At 46.0% G+C, this 15,632-nt stretch carries 18 protein-coding genes and 1 tRNA gene; 5 read left to right on the top strand and 14 right to left on the bottom strand.

Going from position 1 to position 15,632, the window contains the following annotated elements:
• Nucleotide 1: 1 nt before the first annotated feature.
• The 12 genes from ACIM339_RS03225 to ACIM339_RS03170 are packed head-to-tail and all read right to left on the bottom strand — an operon-like array spanning nt 2 to nt 8,820.
• Entirely contained in the window at nt 2-1,129 is a 1,128-nt protein-coding gene (locus ACIM339_RS03225) for an NADH-quinone oxidoreductase subunit D (protein ID WP_015283173.1), read from the bottom strand.
• Nucleotides 1,126-1,623, bottom strand: coding sequence for an NADH-quinone oxidoreductase subunit C (locus ACIM339_RS03220; RefSeq protein WP_015283172.1), 498 nt, complete (start codon nt 1,621-1,623; stop codon nt 1,126-1,128). The genes ACIM339_RS03225 and ACIM339_RS03220 overlap by 4 nt, the downstream gene beginning before the upstream one ends.
• Entirely contained in the window at nt 1,620-2,162 is a 543-nt protein-coding gene (locus ACIM339_RS03215; protein ID WP_015283171.1) for an NADH-quinone oxidoreductase subunit B family protein, read from the bottom strand. The genes ACIM339_RS03220 and ACIM339_RS03215 overlap by 4 nt, the downstream gene beginning before the upstream one ends.
• Nucleotides 2,159-3,127, bottom strand: coding sequence for a respiratory chain complex I subunit 1 family protein (locus tag ACIM339_RS03210; RefSeq protein ID WP_015283170.1), 969 nt, complete (start codon nt 3,125-3,127; stop codon nt 2,159-2,161). The genes ACIM339_RS03215 and ACIM339_RS03210 overlap by 4 nt, the downstream gene beginning before the upstream one ends.
• A complete protein-coding gene (locus ACIM339_RS03205) occupies nt 3,124-4,959 on the bottom strand; it encodes a proton-conducting transporter membrane subunit (RefSeq protein WP_015283169.1) in 1,836 nt (611 codons plus the stop codon). The genes ACIM339_RS03210 and ACIM339_RS03205 overlap by 4 nt, the downstream gene beginning before the upstream one ends.
• Nucleotide 4,960: 1 nt before the next feature.
• Nucleotides 4,961-6,382 (bottom strand): proton-conducting transporter membrane subunit, encoded by a 1,422-nt coding sequence (locus ACIM339_RS03200; RefSeq protein WP_015283168.1) that lies wholly within the window; start codon nt 6,380-6,382, stop codon nt 4,961-4,963.
• A complete protein-coding gene (locus ACIM339_RS03195) occupies nt 6,379-6,714 on the bottom strand; it encodes a sodium:proton antiporter (protein WP_015283167.1) in 336 nt (111 codons plus the stop codon). The genes ACIM339_RS03200 and ACIM339_RS03195 overlap by 4 nt, the downstream gene beginning before the upstream one ends.
• Nucleotides 6,711-7,439, bottom strand: a complete 729-nt coding sequence (locus ACIM339_RS03190; protein WP_015283166.1) for a Na(+)/H(+) antiporter subunit B — start codon at nt 7,437-7,439, stop codon at nt 6,711-6,713. Before ACIM339_RS03190 ends, ACIM339_RS03195 begins: the two co-directional genes overlap by 4 nt.
• Complete coding sequence (locus tag ACIM339_RS03185; protein WP_394295537.1) at nt 7,436-7,684, bottom strand: DUF4040 domain-containing protein; 249 nt, start codon at nt 7,682-7,684, stop codon at nt 7,436-7,438. The genes ACIM339_RS03190 and ACIM339_RS03185 overlap by 4 nt, the downstream gene beginning before the upstream one ends.
• A gap of 4 nt (nt 7,685-7,688) precedes the next feature.
• Complete coding sequence (gene mnhG, locus ACIM339_RS03180) at nt 7,689-8,036, bottom strand: monovalent cation/H(+) antiporter subunit G (RefSeq protein WP_015283164.1); 348 nt, start codon at nt 8,034-8,036, stop codon at nt 7,689-7,691.
• The gene (locus ACIM339_RS03175) at nt 8,033-8,299 is read right to left on the bottom strand and encodes a monovalent cation/H+ antiporter complex subunit F (protein WP_015283163.1); all 267 of its coding nucleotides are present in this window, start codon (nt 8,297-8,299) and stop codon (nt 8,033-8,035) included. The genes mnhG and ACIM339_RS03175 overlap by 4 nt, the downstream gene beginning before the upstream one ends.
• On the bottom strand, nt 8,296-8,820 hold the full coding sequence (locus ACIM339_RS03170) for a Na+/H+ antiporter subunit E (protein ID WP_015283162.1): 525 nt from the start codon (nt 8,818-8,820) through the stop codon (nt 8,296-8,298). The genes ACIM339_RS03175 and ACIM339_RS03170 overlap by 4 nt, the downstream gene beginning before the upstream one ends.
• A 129-nt stretch (nt 8,821-8,949) precedes the next feature.
• Here ACIM339_RS03170 and ACIM339_RS03165 point away from each other — a divergent pair.
• Together ACIM339_RS03165 and ACIM339_RS03160 are read left to right on the top strand one after the other, a co-directional pair.
• A tRNA-Pro gene (locus ACIM339_RS03165) sits at nt 8,950-9,069 on the top strand.
• A 31-nt stretch (nt 9,070-9,100) separates the two neighbouring features.
• Nucleotides 9,101-9,853: a Rossmann-like domain-containing protein gene (locus ACIM339_RS03160; protein ID WP_015283161.1), complete on the top strand. Its 753-nt coding sequence runs from the start codon at nt 9,101-9,103 to the stop codon at nt 9,851-9,853.
• On the opposite strand, the gene ACIM339_RS03155 is transcribed toward ACIM339_RS03160, so the two are convergent.
• Nucleotides 9,834-11,681 (bottom strand): S9 family peptidase, encoded by a 1,848-nt coding sequence (locus tag ACIM339_RS03155; protein ID WP_015283160.1) that lies wholly within the window; start codon nt 11,679-11,681, stop codon nt 9,834-9,836. The two genes, ACIM339_RS03160 and ACIM339_RS03155, sit on opposite strands and share 20 nt — an antisense overlap.
• Nucleotides 11,682-11,778: 97 nt before the next feature.
• Between ACIM339_RS03155 and ACIM339_RS03150 the strand changes: the two genes are divergently transcribed.
• On the top strand, nt 11,779-12,087 hold the full coding sequence (locus tag ACIM339_RS03150) for a hypothetical protein (protein ID WP_015283159.1): 309 nt from the start codon (nt 11,779-11,781) through the stop codon (nt 12,085-12,087).
• On the opposite strand, the gene ACIM339_RS03145 is transcribed toward ACIM339_RS03150, so the two are convergent.
• Nucleotides 12,077-13,276 carry an adenylosuccinate synthase gene (locus ACIM339_RS03145; RefSeq protein ID WP_048104003.1) on the bottom strand — a complete coding sequence of 400 codons (1,200 nt, stop codon included), beginning with the start codon at nt 13,274-13,276 and terminating at the stop codon, nt 12,077-12,079. The two genes, ACIM339_RS03150 and ACIM339_RS03145, sit on opposite strands and share 11 nt — an antisense overlap.
• A 169-nt stretch (nt 13,277-13,445) precedes the next feature.
• Between ACIM339_RS03145 and ACIM339_RS03140 the strand changes: the two genes are divergently transcribed.
• Both ACIM339_RS03140 and ACIM339_RS03135 read left to right on the top strand, forming a co-directional pair.
• Nucleotides 13,446-13,850, top strand: a complete 405-nt coding sequence (locus ACIM339_RS03140; RefSeq protein ID WP_015283157.1) for a DUF6015 family protein — start codon at nt 13,446-13,448, stop codon at nt 13,848-13,850.
• Between the two features lie 9 nt (nt 13,851-13,859).
• Nucleotides 13,860-15,620: a ribosome biogenesis/translation initiation ATPase RLI gene (locus ACIM339_RS03135; RefSeq protein WP_015283156.1), complete on the top strand. Its 1,761-nt coding sequence runs from the start codon at nt 13,860-13,862 to the stop codon at nt 15,618-15,620.
• Nucleotides 15,621-15,632: the final 12 nt, after the last annotated feature.

The following is a 15,632-nucleotide window of genomic DNA, read 5'->3' as shown; positions in this document are numbered from 1 at the left end:
ATCACCTCTCAATATCCGGCGGGCAAACGTCAAGACTGAATGCCGTGGGCGAGAAATCAGCAATGTTCAATCCGGGTGAGATCTTCTCAATCACATTTATCCCATGGGTGTAGGATGGGCCACGCACATGTACCCTGTAAGGCATCTTTCCACCATCGCTGACAACAAGATATCCAAATTCGCCCTTTGAACTCTCCACACGGGCAAATGCATAACCTGCAGGAACCTTCCAGGCGAGAGGATTTGGAAGTTTGAGCGTGTGAGGTCCCTCCGGTATCTTCTTTATAATCTGTCTTAGAATCCTTATACTCTGTTCTATTTCCAAGCGCCTCACAATCATACGGGAATAGGCATCGCATCCGTGCCCGTAGGCTTCAAACTCTCCAAATTTGGGATAATGGGGAATCTCAAACTCCAGATCAGGATAGGCGGCGTAGGGATCCACCTTTCTCACATCATACGGATATCCGCAGGCTCTGAGATTTGGCCCCGTTACTCCCCACTCTATTGCCTTATCCTTGGGAATCACCCCCACATCAATGGCCCTGCGGAAGAATATCTCGTTTCGGAACATAACCTCATCGTAGAGTTTCAATCTTTCTTCAAGGTAATCCAAAACCTTTTTCAATTTGCGAAGGAATCCATCGGGCAGATCCCAGCGCACGCCTCCAGGGAATATGAATATGTGATACACCCTTGCTCCAGTCAGTTGCTCAAAGAGATCAAGGAGGTAGTCCCTGTCACCTATTGCCCAGTTTGGCAGGGTGTAGAGACCTATGGCGCCAGCATATCCACTTATTGCGAGAAGATGTCCGCTTATCCTGGCCATCTCAAGCACAATGGTACGGATGTACTTTGCCCTCTCAGGAATGTCCCAATCCATGAGCGATTCAACGGCCATTGCATATACTGCCTCATTCACGTCTGGCTCGGGAACGCATATCCTTGGAATGAGAGCCACATTCATAAGCCAACTGCGTCTCTCCATAAGTTTTTCAAAACCCCTGTGCAAATATCCCACATTGGTTTCCACCTTAACCACAGTGTCACCATCAACCCAGACGTGATACATCATATTTCCCGTAACACCAACGTGCTGAGGACCAACAAATAATTCAAATTCCTTCATTTCTCATCACCCTCCTCTTCAACGAGGGGTACATCCTCATAATGCTCCTTGGCATACTTCACAGTATCAAAGTCCTTGCGCATTGGAGGCATATCGCTCCAGTCCTCAAGTATGAAATTTCCAAGCCTATCATTGCCCTCAAAATTTACGCCAAACATCTCATGGGTCTCCCTCTCGTATGTCTCCAGTTGAGGAAATATATGTCTAAGGCTCTTGAATTCCGGAGCATCCCTTGGGAGGTATATGCTGAGAAATACATCCTCCATATGCTCGTAACTGAAGAGATGGTATATGAGTTCAAGATTTCCATCCTTTATCCAGTCCACACAGCTCATGGCAACGAAGTGGTTAAATCCATTTTCCTTGAATTTCAAAATTATGTTCTCAAGTTTATCGGGCTCTACCCTGGCCTTGAATCTTGGTGCACTATTACCCTTGACCTTCATAGGCTCATATTCCAAGCCCAACTCCTTGAATATCGCCTCTGCCTTCATTCATCCCACCTCTTGAATACGCGCATCTGGTTAGCCTTGTACTTCTCGTAATATTTGCGATATCTCATCCATCCATTGGCCTTACCCTCGTCAATATCCTTCATGAGTTTAAGAAATGCATCCATTATGGCTTCAGGCCTTGGCATACAGCCCGCAATGTATAGATCCACAGGTATGTACTTGTCAAGGCGCTTTATGATATTGTATGAATCCCAGTATATTCCACCGTTTATCGGGCATGAGCCAAAGGCTATCACATACTTTGGATCCTGCATCTGCTCGTAAACACGCACTATTCTTTTAAGGGTTTTAACGGCCACATATCCCGTAACGAGAAGCAAATCAGCCTGACGTGGGGTGGCCATGGGTATTATGCCAAATCTTTCCATATCGTATCTTGAGGTCATTGTTGGAGGCATCTCCATTGCACCACATCCCGTGCAGAAGTGAATCATCCAGAGTGAACGCTTTGAGAGCATCCTCTGTATCTTTTTCCAGTCCTTTTCAGGTATGACGTTTGGCAAGGGATTCTCATTCATGGTACCACCCCCAGGAACACGCTCATTATATACGCCTGCGCCAGCCCGATTATGGCAATTATGGTTGGCCATTTCCAGTAGAACTTGAAGGCCTGCTCAATTCTGAACCTTGGAAACACAGCGTTTATAAATATGGCTATGAGCCAAACAACGAGGATAAGTATGAACCACACAATGTAGTTCACGATGTATGCAAGAATACCGTAGGTGGCTAGATTCAAAACGATACCTCCACCCAAGAATAGGTCAACAAAGAGAGATGTTTCCACAACCACAGCACCAGCAGAGTAGAGCATAAGCATACCTAGGTAATTACCACCGAACTCCACCATTGGTCCCGAGGCAATTTCATGGGGGGCTATTGGTATATCAAAAGGTTTCTCCATCATCATACCCTGAAGCGCCATATCCGCAGCCAGGGCGGATATAGGAAGCACTGCAATGGCCCACATTCCCATCTGCTTTTGAAGAAGAACGTTAAGGGACGCGGTGTTGTAGTAAATCATTAGGGATAAAAGCACAAGAAGAAATGGCATTTCATAGGAGAGCATAAGGGTCAGGGCCCTCATGACGCCCACTCCCGCATTTGGATTCGCCGATGCTCCTGCACCCAGAGCGAAGCCAAGGGCAGGTATCACCATTATGTAAAGCAGAAGAATCAAATCCCCCTGCGCGCTCAGCATTCTGTAGCCACCCATTGGCAGGAATGCAAGGGTCAGAAGCACCCCTGAAAATCCAAAAAGGGGAGCCAGGTCAAATATCCAGTTATGTTTTATATTTGTCTTTTTGGCAAGTAACTTGCCAACATCAATGAAATTCTGGTAAACTGGAGGACCCACCCTGTTATGTATCCTTGCCGTTATCTTCCTGGCTATACCCATAAACAGAAGACCTATAACTATGGCCAGAAACAGATACAGAGCAGTGACCCCTGCCGTGATGAGCACACCTATCCAGTCAGTCATAGCAACCACCACCCGACGATAAGAAATACCAAAAATGCAATACCAAGATAAGCGGCATAATCCTGGGGATTACCCGTATACATTCTCTTTATCTCCTCAAATCCTTCGGTGAAGAATTTGCTGAACCTCACATAGGCCCTATCCATGCTGTATTTCAGTAATGGAGCCCAGGTATCCCTTAATGGCTTGTAGAAGTTGTGGGCTGCGTGAAGTTGCACATAATCTCTTGCCTCTCCACCGAGGTAGTTGTCGTACTGATCAACCACAACTGTGGTCTTTGCCTTCCTGAGGAATACGATGAAAGCAGCCATAAACAGAAGAATGAATGCGACCCAGAAGACTGCCATATCTGCTCCGCCTATGGATGAGTAGTATGCAAATGTGGTGTAATCCAGCTTTCCAACACCCATGTTCACAAGAACCTGGTTTATCCACCCCATAATCCAGCCAGGAACTATGGAAAACAGAACAAGGGGAATTGCCAGAATACCCATGGCGGCCAGCATGGGCGCTGGAGCCTCCTTCACATTCTCATTTGGTTTATCCAGTTGACCCAGGAAGACTCCATAAAGTATGCGGAAGGAGTATAGAAAAGCCCCAACCGAGGCAATAAGCATAAGAGGGGCAATTATGACGAACTTCCTCGCTATGGCTGCTTCGTAGAGCATCCACTTTGATATGAACCCTGAAGTTATTGGTATTCCTGCGAGGGAAAATATGGCCAGCAGCACGAATAGGAATGTGAAGGGCATTCTGTATCCAAGGCCACCCATCTCACTTATCTTGTACTTTCCTGTTCTGTATATAACCGCTCCAGCACCCAGGAAAAGCAATGACTTGAAGAACGCGTGATTGAAGGCATGGAAGAGTGCTCCCCCAAGTGCCAGGGGCGTGCCAAGTCCAAGACCGACCATAACATAACCCAACTGCCCAATGGAGGAGTATGCGAGCAGTTTGCGCAGATCGTCCTGGAATATGGCCAGTATTGTTCCTATGAAGGCCGTTATTGCACCCAGAAGGGCAAAGGGATAACCCATAAGAGATATCCCCCTGAATGTTCCAAAGGAGGATAGCACACTAACCCCTGCCACAGCGTACATGCTCATCATTATCCCAAAGGTTCCAAGTTTGCTCAAACCACCGGATAGAAACGCAACAAATGACTGTTCAGAGGAGTATGCGTAGGGTGCCCACACATGGAGGGGCACTATGGCCATCTTCACCCCAAATCCAAGGATGAAGAACAGGAGGATCCATGCCCAGGCATATTGAGGTATGACTCCAGATGCGGCCGACGAATAAAGAAAACTGCCTGTAAAATAGTAAACTATGCCTATGCCCATCAATATGAAGTACGCAGATAACACACCGAACAGAAGGTATATGCGGGCATACTCACCAGATGTGCGCAGAACGAGAACATACACGGACCATGACATCAGTTCCCAGAATATGTACAAACTGAGGAAGTCTCTGGAGAGCAAGACCCCGTTAGCACCCGCAAAGCTCAGAAGCATGAGAGTTGAAAAACCGCCAGGATTCTTCATATTGTAACTTATCGCAAAGAGAAGTGATGTGAAAATCACGGTGTTCATCATCACCATGAAGAACCAGGTTGTAGCATCAAAGGTTAAGTTGAGCTGCACCCCTATGTTCACCGTGAAAGAGTATGCACTCACGTTCCATTCACCGTACCAGAGATAGAGAAATACGCCAGGTACAGCTGTGAAGATGAGGGCTATGAGGGGAGAGTACTTTCTGCCGAAATAGGAAATCAACGCACCCGCAAGGGGAAGAAGTACAAATACACCAAACAAAGTCCAAGCATCCATTTCAAGCACCTCCTGCTATGAACGCGGCCGCGTGACTCAACACGCTAAGCACGGGTTTTGGATATACCCCAATCAGAACTATCACAACTGCCAGGATTATAAGAGGCACATAGGTTATTGGATCCGGTTTCACGCTGGCATCTCCCTTCTCAAACACCACCTTGATAAATCTAGCATAATATGCAACCTCCACTATACTGGCAGCCAGGAACAGGGCAATTACCGCATAGTAACCCTGGGAAAAGCCACCCATGAGTATGAAGAATTTGCCGTAGAACCCTGCAAAGGGAGGCATGCCCATTATTGAAAGCACACCAACAAGAAGGGGTATACCTATCAATGGATTTCTGGCCAGTCCTCTCATATCCGAAATTTTATCGCTCTTGGCAGCGTATATAAGAAATCCTGCAGCGATGAACAGCAGAGCCTTTCCAAGGGCATGGGCGAGCATCTGGTAAAATGCACCCTCAACTGCAAGGGTCGTTCCTATACCCAGCCCCATTATTATCATTCCCATCTGCCCAATGGACGAGTAGGCGAGCATCTTCTTCAGATTCTTCTGCGTGTAGGCTATTATCTCGCCAAAGAACACTGTGAGAAGCCCCATTATGACCACGAACCAGAGGAAATTTGAAAAACCGAACATGGTGAATATAACCCTTGCGAGAGCAAATATGCCCGCCTTGGCAGGTATGGAGGCAAAGGCTGCACTTATTGGGTTGGGAGCGCCATCGTATGCATCCGGAACCCATGTGTTTAGAGGAAACATCTCCGCTTCCACACCAAATCCGAGAAAGAGGGATGTGAAGGCCATTATCTTAACTATGGGGCTCATCTCACCAAGGCGCGCTGCGATATCCAGCATGTTGAGAGTTCTCAGCTGGGCGTAGATGAGGGTTATTCCAAGCAGAACAAACGTACTTCCTATTGAACCAACAACAACATACTTCATCGCACCCATATAACCCTTCTTGTCCTTGTTATATGCGGCCAGACCGTAGGAGGCTATAGAGGTTATCTCAAGGAACACGAACAGATTGAAAAGATCTCCTGTGAGAACCATTCCAGTTGAGCCCATCATAAGAAGGAGGTAAAGCATTGAGTACCTCACAATAGGCTCTTTCTCCACCTTAAGGTTGTAGATTGATATTACGAATGCAACCCCACTAATGAGGAGTGCTATAAGAGCACCCAGAGGCCCCACCATGAGCACGATACCTATGGGGGGCTGAAATCCGCCAATCGTATCAAACACAGGTTTGTTCAGAGCCTCAAACAAAAGAACAGAGGCAAGGATTATATTTAACGCTGTGGCAAATAAAACTGTGTACCTCACAGCCTTTTTGCTCCAGAAGCCGATTATGGGTATGAGAAATGCGAAAAACAGGGGAAATGCGATAAGCAAAACTGGCCTTATCATCATTTTTTCACCTCCAGAAGTTCATCAAGTTCCATTGTACCCGTATTTTTGTATATCCCTATGGCTATTGAAAGAGCAAGGGCCATTACAGAGACACCTATAACGATGGCCGTGAGTACAAGGGCCTGGGGTACAGGATCCACGTACGGGCCAGGCACGTTCTCAATAGGGGCAGTTCCTCCCTTCACATAACCCACCGAGATGAGAAGGAGGTTAACCCCCGTATCCATTATATCAAGACCAATTATGATTTTGATCAGATTTCTCTTGGCAATCACGATGTATATTCCTATCGCTATGAGAGCCAGGGAGCCAAGATAGTAGTAGGGAGTCACTCTCTCACCCCCATCATCGCATCAACTATTCCTGTAAGTTCAGATCCCACCTTTACACCTATTGCCGTATAAATCACAGGAATCACACCGGCGCTGAAGAGATATGTGGGAATACCGAATGGCAGGAAGTTGTAGAGGAAGTAACCGGCCAAAACCAATCCGAGAAGACCCACAATAACATAGGTCAATCCCGCAAGGCTTTCAGAGACGTTTAGCCTCTTATGATTGGCATGGAACTTTGGATATGCAAGGTAGAGTAACAGGAACGCCGAGGCAATAACCGCACCACCTGGGAAGCCTCCTCCAGGGGTAAGATGGCCATGTATGAATATGTATCCGCCGAAAAGAATTATGAAACCAAACAGAAGTTTTGAGCCTGTTTCAACAACAGCATTTGATTTTCTTACCCTTCTCCTTTGTTTATCCTCAACGTACATCAGGGAGCCCACACCAGTGGCTGCAAGGAATAACACCGTTACCTCACCTAGGGTATCAAAACCCCTGTAGTCAACCACTATGGCAGTAACCATGTTTGTGGCCCCAGTTTCTTTCTTTCCATAGGTAAGGTAGTGCTGGGGCAGGGACATGTTTGAGGTACTGTTAAGCAGGGGCTCGGTATAGTTGGGATAAGTGCTCATTTTTTCACCAAAGGGTATCTTTGCAAAGGCAAGAGCAAATACGATGAATATGAGTATTGCCAGAACTGCTGCAAGTATCCTCTTCATTTTTCCCACCTCTTCGTGCTTCTAACAGCAAATATCACAATAGCCATACTCAGTGCCGCACCTATGGCCGCTTCGGTGATTGCAACATCCGGTGCCTGGAGCATGTAAAAGAGAATTGAAACAACAAGACTCATAACTCCAAGAGCCACCGCAGCTGAGAGCAGATCCTTTAACTCGGCTGCAATTATGGCGGAGATTATCATCACAATTATGAGGATTAGTGAAACTATGGTGAACATGTCTATCAATTCAATCATCCTCCTTTTCCTCTTTGTATTTATCAATTACACTATTCTCCCACAGGGGTATGCCATGCTTGTAACTCGCCCTGGCAAGAGCGCTCGCGCCTATGGGGGCTGTAAGAACTATGAAAACCGCAAGAATGAGGCTCTTGGGAAGCCAGTAGAGATCAACAAGCCCTATCCCCACAAGTACGCTCAGAGCACCAAGAGTTGTTGCCTTTGTTGCCGTCTGCATCCTGTTGTATACATCTGGCATCCTTATTAGGCCAATTGATGCAAGAAACAGGAAAAAAGTGCCTATGCCCATCAGAATGTATCCTATGATCCTCAGTATGTAAATAATCACATCGATCATAGGCCTCCCTCCAGATACCTAGCGAGGGCAATCACACCCACAAATGCAAGTATTCCATACACAAGGGCCACATCAAGGTACACAAACCTACCGAAATAGTAGCCCAGCAAAACAAGGAAAACTATTGTGACGTTGGTTAAAATATCCAGAGCCACGGCCCTGTCGGCAGTTGTTGGACCCTTCACCAAGCGCACAATGGTGAGGAAAGTTGCAATGGCTATGAGCACTATGTAGATGGCACATAAATCTATTGGGCAATTCATTCAAACACCTCTTTAAGGTATGGCTCAAATTCCCCCTTTATCATCTCACCAGCTTCCTTCTCATCCTCGCTATGCACGTAAATCCAGTGAATGTAATATTTATCGTCAACAATCTGCATGGTCATTGTTCCAGGGGTAAGGGTTATGGAATTTGCCAGTGCAAGCTTTCCAACAGGACTCTTAATATCTGTTCTTATCCTCACTATACCAGGCCTTATGGGTCTGGCAGGATGCAGAACCCTGTAGGCAACGTCAAGGTTGGCCTTTATCATAGCCCATATGAAAACAGGAATGTACTTCAAAAACCACCATACCCTGTGGGGAGAGAGATTATACAACCCCCTCTGGGAAAGGTGTTCATAACTGAAGGCCGCCGCAATTAGTGAAAACACAATTCCTGCCAGAAACTCTTCAAGATACTGCTCTGGCCTGATCCCAGGTGAAAATGTGAATCCGCACCATATGACAATGAATATCAGGAAGGCATACACGAACCGGTTCGCTTTGCTTACCTTTTCCAAGTTACCACCTTCTTAAGTCTTTTTGTCTTCCCTGTAATCTTAAGTTTTATATTTAATTTTATTCGTTCGAATTTCAAACCAAATCTCGGGCAAAAAATTAATTTACAAGTTTGCTCATTCACCACCCACGGGGCCGTGGGGTAGCTTGGTTATCCTACCGGCTTTGGGAAGGGAACCACCAGCGGGTTCCTCTACCTCCTGCAACCCTCAAAAAAGCCGGTGACTCCGGTTCAAATCCGGGCGGCCCCACTCTTTTTAATATCTAAATCAATTTACCTGTATGCTTGTGGATTTACTGGCAGATAGGGCTATGGAGTTTGCAAAAAAGGAGGGACTCGTGTTTGAGGATTTTGCTGTTGGTCTGAAATACACCTATGCCATCGTAAAAGGCCCAAAGGGTAGGGAAATGGGCGTTGCATATATGCCGGTGGAGGATCTAAGCAGAGGATTCGCCGATGAACCACGGGCGAATAATTTGAGAGATATGGTGAGTTCAACAAACATGCAGAACAAATCTCTTGGAATTGCAGCCATAAACGCAATCTCCCAGTACATTCTATGGAAAGTGGATATGCCCAAGAATGTTAGGTACAGGAACATAGTGGAGCATATCCCGGAATGCTGCCCAGGGGGAAGAATAGCGGTTGTGGGTAATATGATTCCACTGGTGAAAAATTTGAAGGAGAAAATGGATGTTGTGGTGCTTGAAAGAAATCCAAAATTGAGATTTAATGCTTATCCTGATTCTCTTGCAGCGAAAGTAATACCAGAGGCAGATGTGGTAATAATAACGGGGGCAACCCTTGTTAACGACAGCATAGATGCCATTTTATCTCTCACAGAGGACAGAAAATTCCTTGTGGGTCCAACAGCAGGAGTTCATCCCTCCTGGCTCGATGGAAAAATTGACCTGATTGCAGGAACGAGAATAAAGGATATAGAAAATACGAGGAAAATAATAAAAATGGGTGGTGGCCGATGGGATTTTGCCCAGTTCTGTGAGGAGTACGTATTCACTCCAGGTGATTTTTAAACCATTCCAAAATCTCCCTCAGGCGGATTTCACGGTGCTTTGGCTTTCCGCTCCGGGAGAGATCATGGTTTTCCTTAGGAAATAGAACCATCTTTGTATCCACGCCATTCATCTTGAGCGCATAGAATAGCTGATACGCTTCGCTAACGGGACAGCGATAATCCTCCTCGCTGTGAATTATCAAGAGAGGAGTTTTTATGTTCTTCGCGTATTTCAACGGGCTCATGTTCCAGTAATCCTCAAATCCCTCCCACAGATCCTTGCCTGCGCCTATGTAATCCTTGTTGAACCATGGCCCGATGTCGCTTGTCCCCCAGAAGGAGAGTTGATTGCTTATACTGCGCTGCGTCACGGCCGCTCTGAATCTGGAGGTATGGCCCACAATCCAGTTTGTCATGAATCCTCCGTAAGAGCCCCCGGTGACATAGAGCCTTTGTGGATCAATTGGGTAATTCTTCAGGACGAAATCCATCGCCTCCATCAGGTCCCTGTAATCCCTCTCTCCAAAGGCACCCCGGATGTGCAGGGCAAAATTCTCGCCATAGCCTGAGGAGCCACGGGGATTTGTGAATATCACCGCGAATCCATGAGATAGAAGGTAGTAAAACTCAAACATGAACGCGTGGCCGTATGAGGTCTTGGGACCACCATGAATCTCCAGAATTGCGGGAAAGGGGCCATTGCCCTCGGGTAGGAGAATCCAGCCATCAATCTCCTCGCCATCACTCGCATTGAATGTGAAATGCGTTGGTTTTGGAAGATTTGCAAATCTTCTGTTAAAATTTGTAATCCGCCGCTCTGTGCTCTTCTTCACATACACCTCTGCCGGGCGATTTATTTTCTGCGCTACAAAAGCCAGCGTACCTGAGGCGTAGGCAAAAGATTCAATGCTGCGCTCTCCTCCAATAAAGGTGTAGAACCTGCCATCCGTGTAAATCATTATTTCCTGCTTTCCCTTGCGGGTTGCTATGAATAAAATACTTTCATCAAGCCACTGCATTACACTGCCTCCTCCAAATCTGGCATCGGAATTTAAAGAACGACCAAGAGATACACCTTCTTCACAAGCAAGTTCATAATCACCCCCCTCAGTGGAGAGAAAATGAAGCCTCATATCCTCTGCAAGACCCCTTTCATTGAACTTCAAAAAAACTGCCACGCGTTTTCCATCTGGAGAAATTCGAAATGCACCAATTCCGGCCTTTCTTTTGCTTATTCTCCTGCTTTCTCCATCCCAGAGATGCAAATGCTCCATAAATGGCTCTCTCTCATCATCCACCACAGTGTAAACCACTTTTCCAGCCTTAACATCAAAACTCCCTATCTTTCCTTTCTCGCTGGTAAGCTTTTCAACCTTTCCACCTGTGAGTTTGACCCTGAAAATCTGCAGGTTCTTGTTGTATATGAACCCCTTGCCGTTAAAGTAGAAGGGTATGCTGGTTATGCGCTTCACATCATCCTTTTCCTTATTTTCCACTGGTGCTGTGAAATAAACGTAGTTTCCGTCAACCTTCATGTCCACAATACCATTCTCAAGGGCGGCTATTGGTTTTGACTCCCCACCCCCAATGGGCAAGACCCTGATTTCCCCTCCCTTCTTCTTTGCTCTGTAGTAAACTAGCAATTCACCATTCCTGGCAAATCTGGGCATCTTATCATTTTCACCGCTGGTGAATATCCTCAATTTCCCATCATAAAGGTAGATACGAGAAATATATGCATCTTTTTTTCTGTTCATCTGCCCAACCACAAAAGAAACAACCTTTCCATCCGGAGAGATGCGAACATCTCCCGGCATTTTCATCCTGTACATATCCTCCAAGTTCATGTTGTTTGCATGGTAATACAAAAGATAAACGTTTCGCCTCTCGCAAGTTTTTTATACCTCATTCTATACATGTTAGCATGCCTCAGGGGGTGAAAAAATGAGCATAACTTATAAACTTGAGACAGAAATGGAGCTGATAGAAAGACATATTCGTGTGCTAAAAGCAGTTATGGAAAATCAACCAGTGGGAATCATAAAATTATCACACATGCTGAATATGCCTGAACACAAAATAAGGTATTCACTCCGTCTCCTTGAGCAGGAGGGAGTAATAGAAGCATCACCCAGCGGGGCACGGGTGACGGAAAAGACGCCCCAGGCTCTGGAAGAAATAAAAAATTTTATAAAAAATATGGAAAGACAGTGTGAAGAAATAAACAGAATTCTGGAGGAGATCAATCAATAATCCTCGTATTTTCCCTGTCTGCCCCGTACGATACTAATTTAACCCTTGCCCCGGTTTCACCCTCAATCATGGATATAAATTCTCTGAATTCCTCATCCTCTATGCTATCCCATCCACCGTACTCTCTGTAAACGGGCTCACATTCCTCAAAATTGTAAGGAGGATATGTGTTATTTTCCCCACTGCACCTGTACTCCCATGCAACGGGCACATTCTTCATACCGTAGATTACATCCACCTTTGTCAGGGCAATCTCATCAACAGCACCAACAAGGGTGGCGTAGCGAAGAAGAGGCATATCGAGCCAGCCCACGCGCCTCGGTCTTCCCGTTGTTGCACCGTACTCTCCTCCCTTTTCCCTCAACTCACGGGCATACTCACCAAAGATTTCCGTGGGAAAGGGTCCACTTCCAACACGCGTCATATAGGGTTTCATAACCCCAATCACCCTGTGAATCCTACGAGGGGATACTCCAAGACCTGTGCATATACCACCTACAATCGTATTTGAGGAGGTCACATAGGGATACGTGCCAAAATCAATATCAAGTAAAACTGCCTGGGAGCCCTCAAAAAGAACGGATTTGCCAGAGTCCATTGCAGCGTTGAGCCAGAGTTCTGTGTTTTTCACACTTTCCTTAAACTCAAGGGCAAGTGCATGCAATTTTCTTGCCTCTCTTCTTACCCGTTCATCATCGTAAATTCCCCAGAGTTTCGTCATCAATTCCAGCCTTTTAAAAATCATGTCCTCGTAGAACAAATCACCCATGCGCAAACCCACGCGCTTTGCCTTTGTCTCGTAGGTTGGTCCTATACCCCTCCTGGTCGTTCCAATACCTATCAACTCATCCTCCATCACCTCAACCTCCCTGTGAAAGGATGTCACCACATGGGCACGGCTGCTTATTACCAATTTTGGCTCTATTCCCTCCGAGAGCAGAATCTCGACTTCACCTTTAAGAGCCTCAAGATCCACAACCATTCCATTGCCAAGCACCCCTATTTTCCCCCTCAAAACACCGCTCGGGATAAGGTGCAATTTGAACTTCTTGCCATCATGAACAACACTGTGACCCGCGTTGCTTCCCCCCGAAAACCTCGCTATTATGTCAAAATCCTTGGACAGAAAGTCAACGATTTTGCCCTTACCCTCATCGCCAAATTGCAAGCCGATAACCGCCACATTCATACGAGCACCCATACCCCAACACATTTCGCCATTATTAAACTTACCTGCCATGACATCGCATCTCAGGAAAAATTTAAGAAAATAGGGTTTATGCCCCACCCATCAGAAATGTTTAAATAGGAAAGTTTAGTAATATCATGCTGCGCCCAGGAGTGAGATAAAAGTGGATATGGAATACGTGGAAAGTGCCGAATTCGTGGTTACAGTGGATTTTTTGGCAATGGCAATTCAAAATGGGTTGAGCAGACCAAAGAGGAGATTGAGCATAGAGGAGGCGAGAATGACAGCCGAGCATGTTCTCAATTTCTTCGGATACGGGGACAGGATCATAGACAACATGCTGGAACCCGAGGACAGAGACACGTTTTACATTCTGGAAGATCTGGGCATTCTAAAAACCGAGCGTGAGGAAACAACACTCTGGGACGGCAGAGAGTGGCGCATACATTACTGGCTTCTCAATAAAGAGAGGATATACGAACTTGTGAACTATAAAATGGAAAATGAAAAAAGGGAAGAGGATTTTGAAGACATTTACGAAGAACTTCCCGAGGATATATGGATGCGCAGTTGAGGTGCTCATATGCATATTGCAGTTGTTTTGCAGGATAGATGCCAGTTTAAGAAGTGCAACTATGAGTGCAAGACCTATTGTCCTCCTGTGCGAATGGGCATAGATACCGTTGTGATAACGGAAAAGGGATATCCAAAAATAATTGAGGAACTCTGCGAGGGGTGCGGCATATGCGTTCACAAATGCCCCTTTGAGGCGGTGAAGATAATCGGACTTCCCGAAGAACTGCAGGAGGACCTTGTGCACCAGTATGGGGAGAATGGGTTTCGCCTGTACAGGGTTCCAATGATCCAAAAGGGTAAGGTTGTGGGAATCCTTGGACCAAACGGTGTTGGAAAAACCACGAGTTTGAACATTCTCTCTGGAACTCTCATACCAAACCTTGGAAAATATGAAAAAAATCCATCTTGGGATGATGTCATTGAATACTTCTCCGGCACTGTAATGGCCGATTATTTCTCAAAGCTAAGGGATGGGGATATAAAAACAGCCCTGAAACCCCAGTATGTTGATAAAATTCCACAGGTTTTCAAGGGGAAGGTCAGGGAATTGCTGAAAAAGGTTAGCGAGGATTTTGATGAAATTGCAGCCCTTCTGCAAATCGAGAACTCGCTAAACAGGGATGTGGATAAGTTGAGCGGTGGTGAGTTGCAGAGTGTTGCCATAGCGGCAACTATGCTTAAGGATGCAGATGTTTACTTCTTTGACGAGCCTTCAAGTTATCTTGACATATACCAGAGACTGAGGATTGCGAGGATAATAAAAAATCTCGCGGAGAGAAAAATAGTGTTTGTGGTTGAGCATGACCTTGCTATTCTGGATTTCATAGCGGATGTGGTGCATATTCTTTATGGATCCGAAGGAGCCTATGGAGTGGTTTCCCAAATAAGGCCCACAAGAAATGCAATAAACTCATTCCTTGAGGGATACCTGCGCGAGGAAAACATAAGGTTCAGACCATGGAAAATAGAGTTCACGGCACATCCTCCAAAGAAGAGTATGGACCTGCCCACCCTTGTAAAATGGCCATACATTGAGAAGAGGTTCAAGGATTTCATACTGGATGTTGAGCCCGGAGAGATAAAAATCGGCCAGGTTGTTGGTGTAGTGGGACCAAATGCAACTGGAAAAACGACCTTTGTTAAAATCCTGGCGGGAGTACTCAAGGCGGATAGGGGTGCAATAGAGGAAGAAATAAGGGTGAGTTACAAGCCCCAGTACATAAAGCCAGAATACGATGGAACTGTTGAGGAACTCCTTATGCTCACGCTTAAAGACAGAATGAGCAACTCCTTCTTCCAATCCGAGGTGCTCCATCCCCTGAACATAAGGCACATTTACAGCAAGGATGTGCAAGCCCTATCTGGGGGCGAGATGCAGCGTCTCGCAATAGCACTGGCCCTGGGAAGAGATGCCGATCTTTACCTTCTGGATGAGCCCTCCGCCTATCTTGATTCCAATCAGAGAATGATCGCAGCCAAGGTCATTCGCAGAGTAATGGAAAACACGGGCAAGAGCGCCCTGGTTGTTGATCACGATGTGTATTTCATAGACATAATCTCAGATCACGTAATGGTCTTTGGAGGAGAGCCAGCGAGGCATGGCGTGGGAAGAGGTCCATTCACGATGCGTGAAGGAATGAATTTATTCCTGAAAAATGTGGGCATAACATTCAGAAGGGATGGAGATACAAGAAGGCCGAGAATTAACAAGCCGGGAAGTTACACTGACAGGGAACAGAAGGAAAGGGGCGAGTACTACTACGCTTAAATTTTTTATTTT

Origin of the sequence: Aciduliprofundum sp. MAR08-339, assembly GCF_000327505.1 — an archaeon.
Taxonomy (GTDB): Archaea; Thermoplasmatota; Thermoplasmata; order Thermoplasmatales; family Aciduliprofundaceae; genus Aciduliprofundum.
The sequence above is the reverse complement of the archived record's forward strand: the minus strand, read 5'-3'. Positions and strand labels throughout refer to the sequence as shown.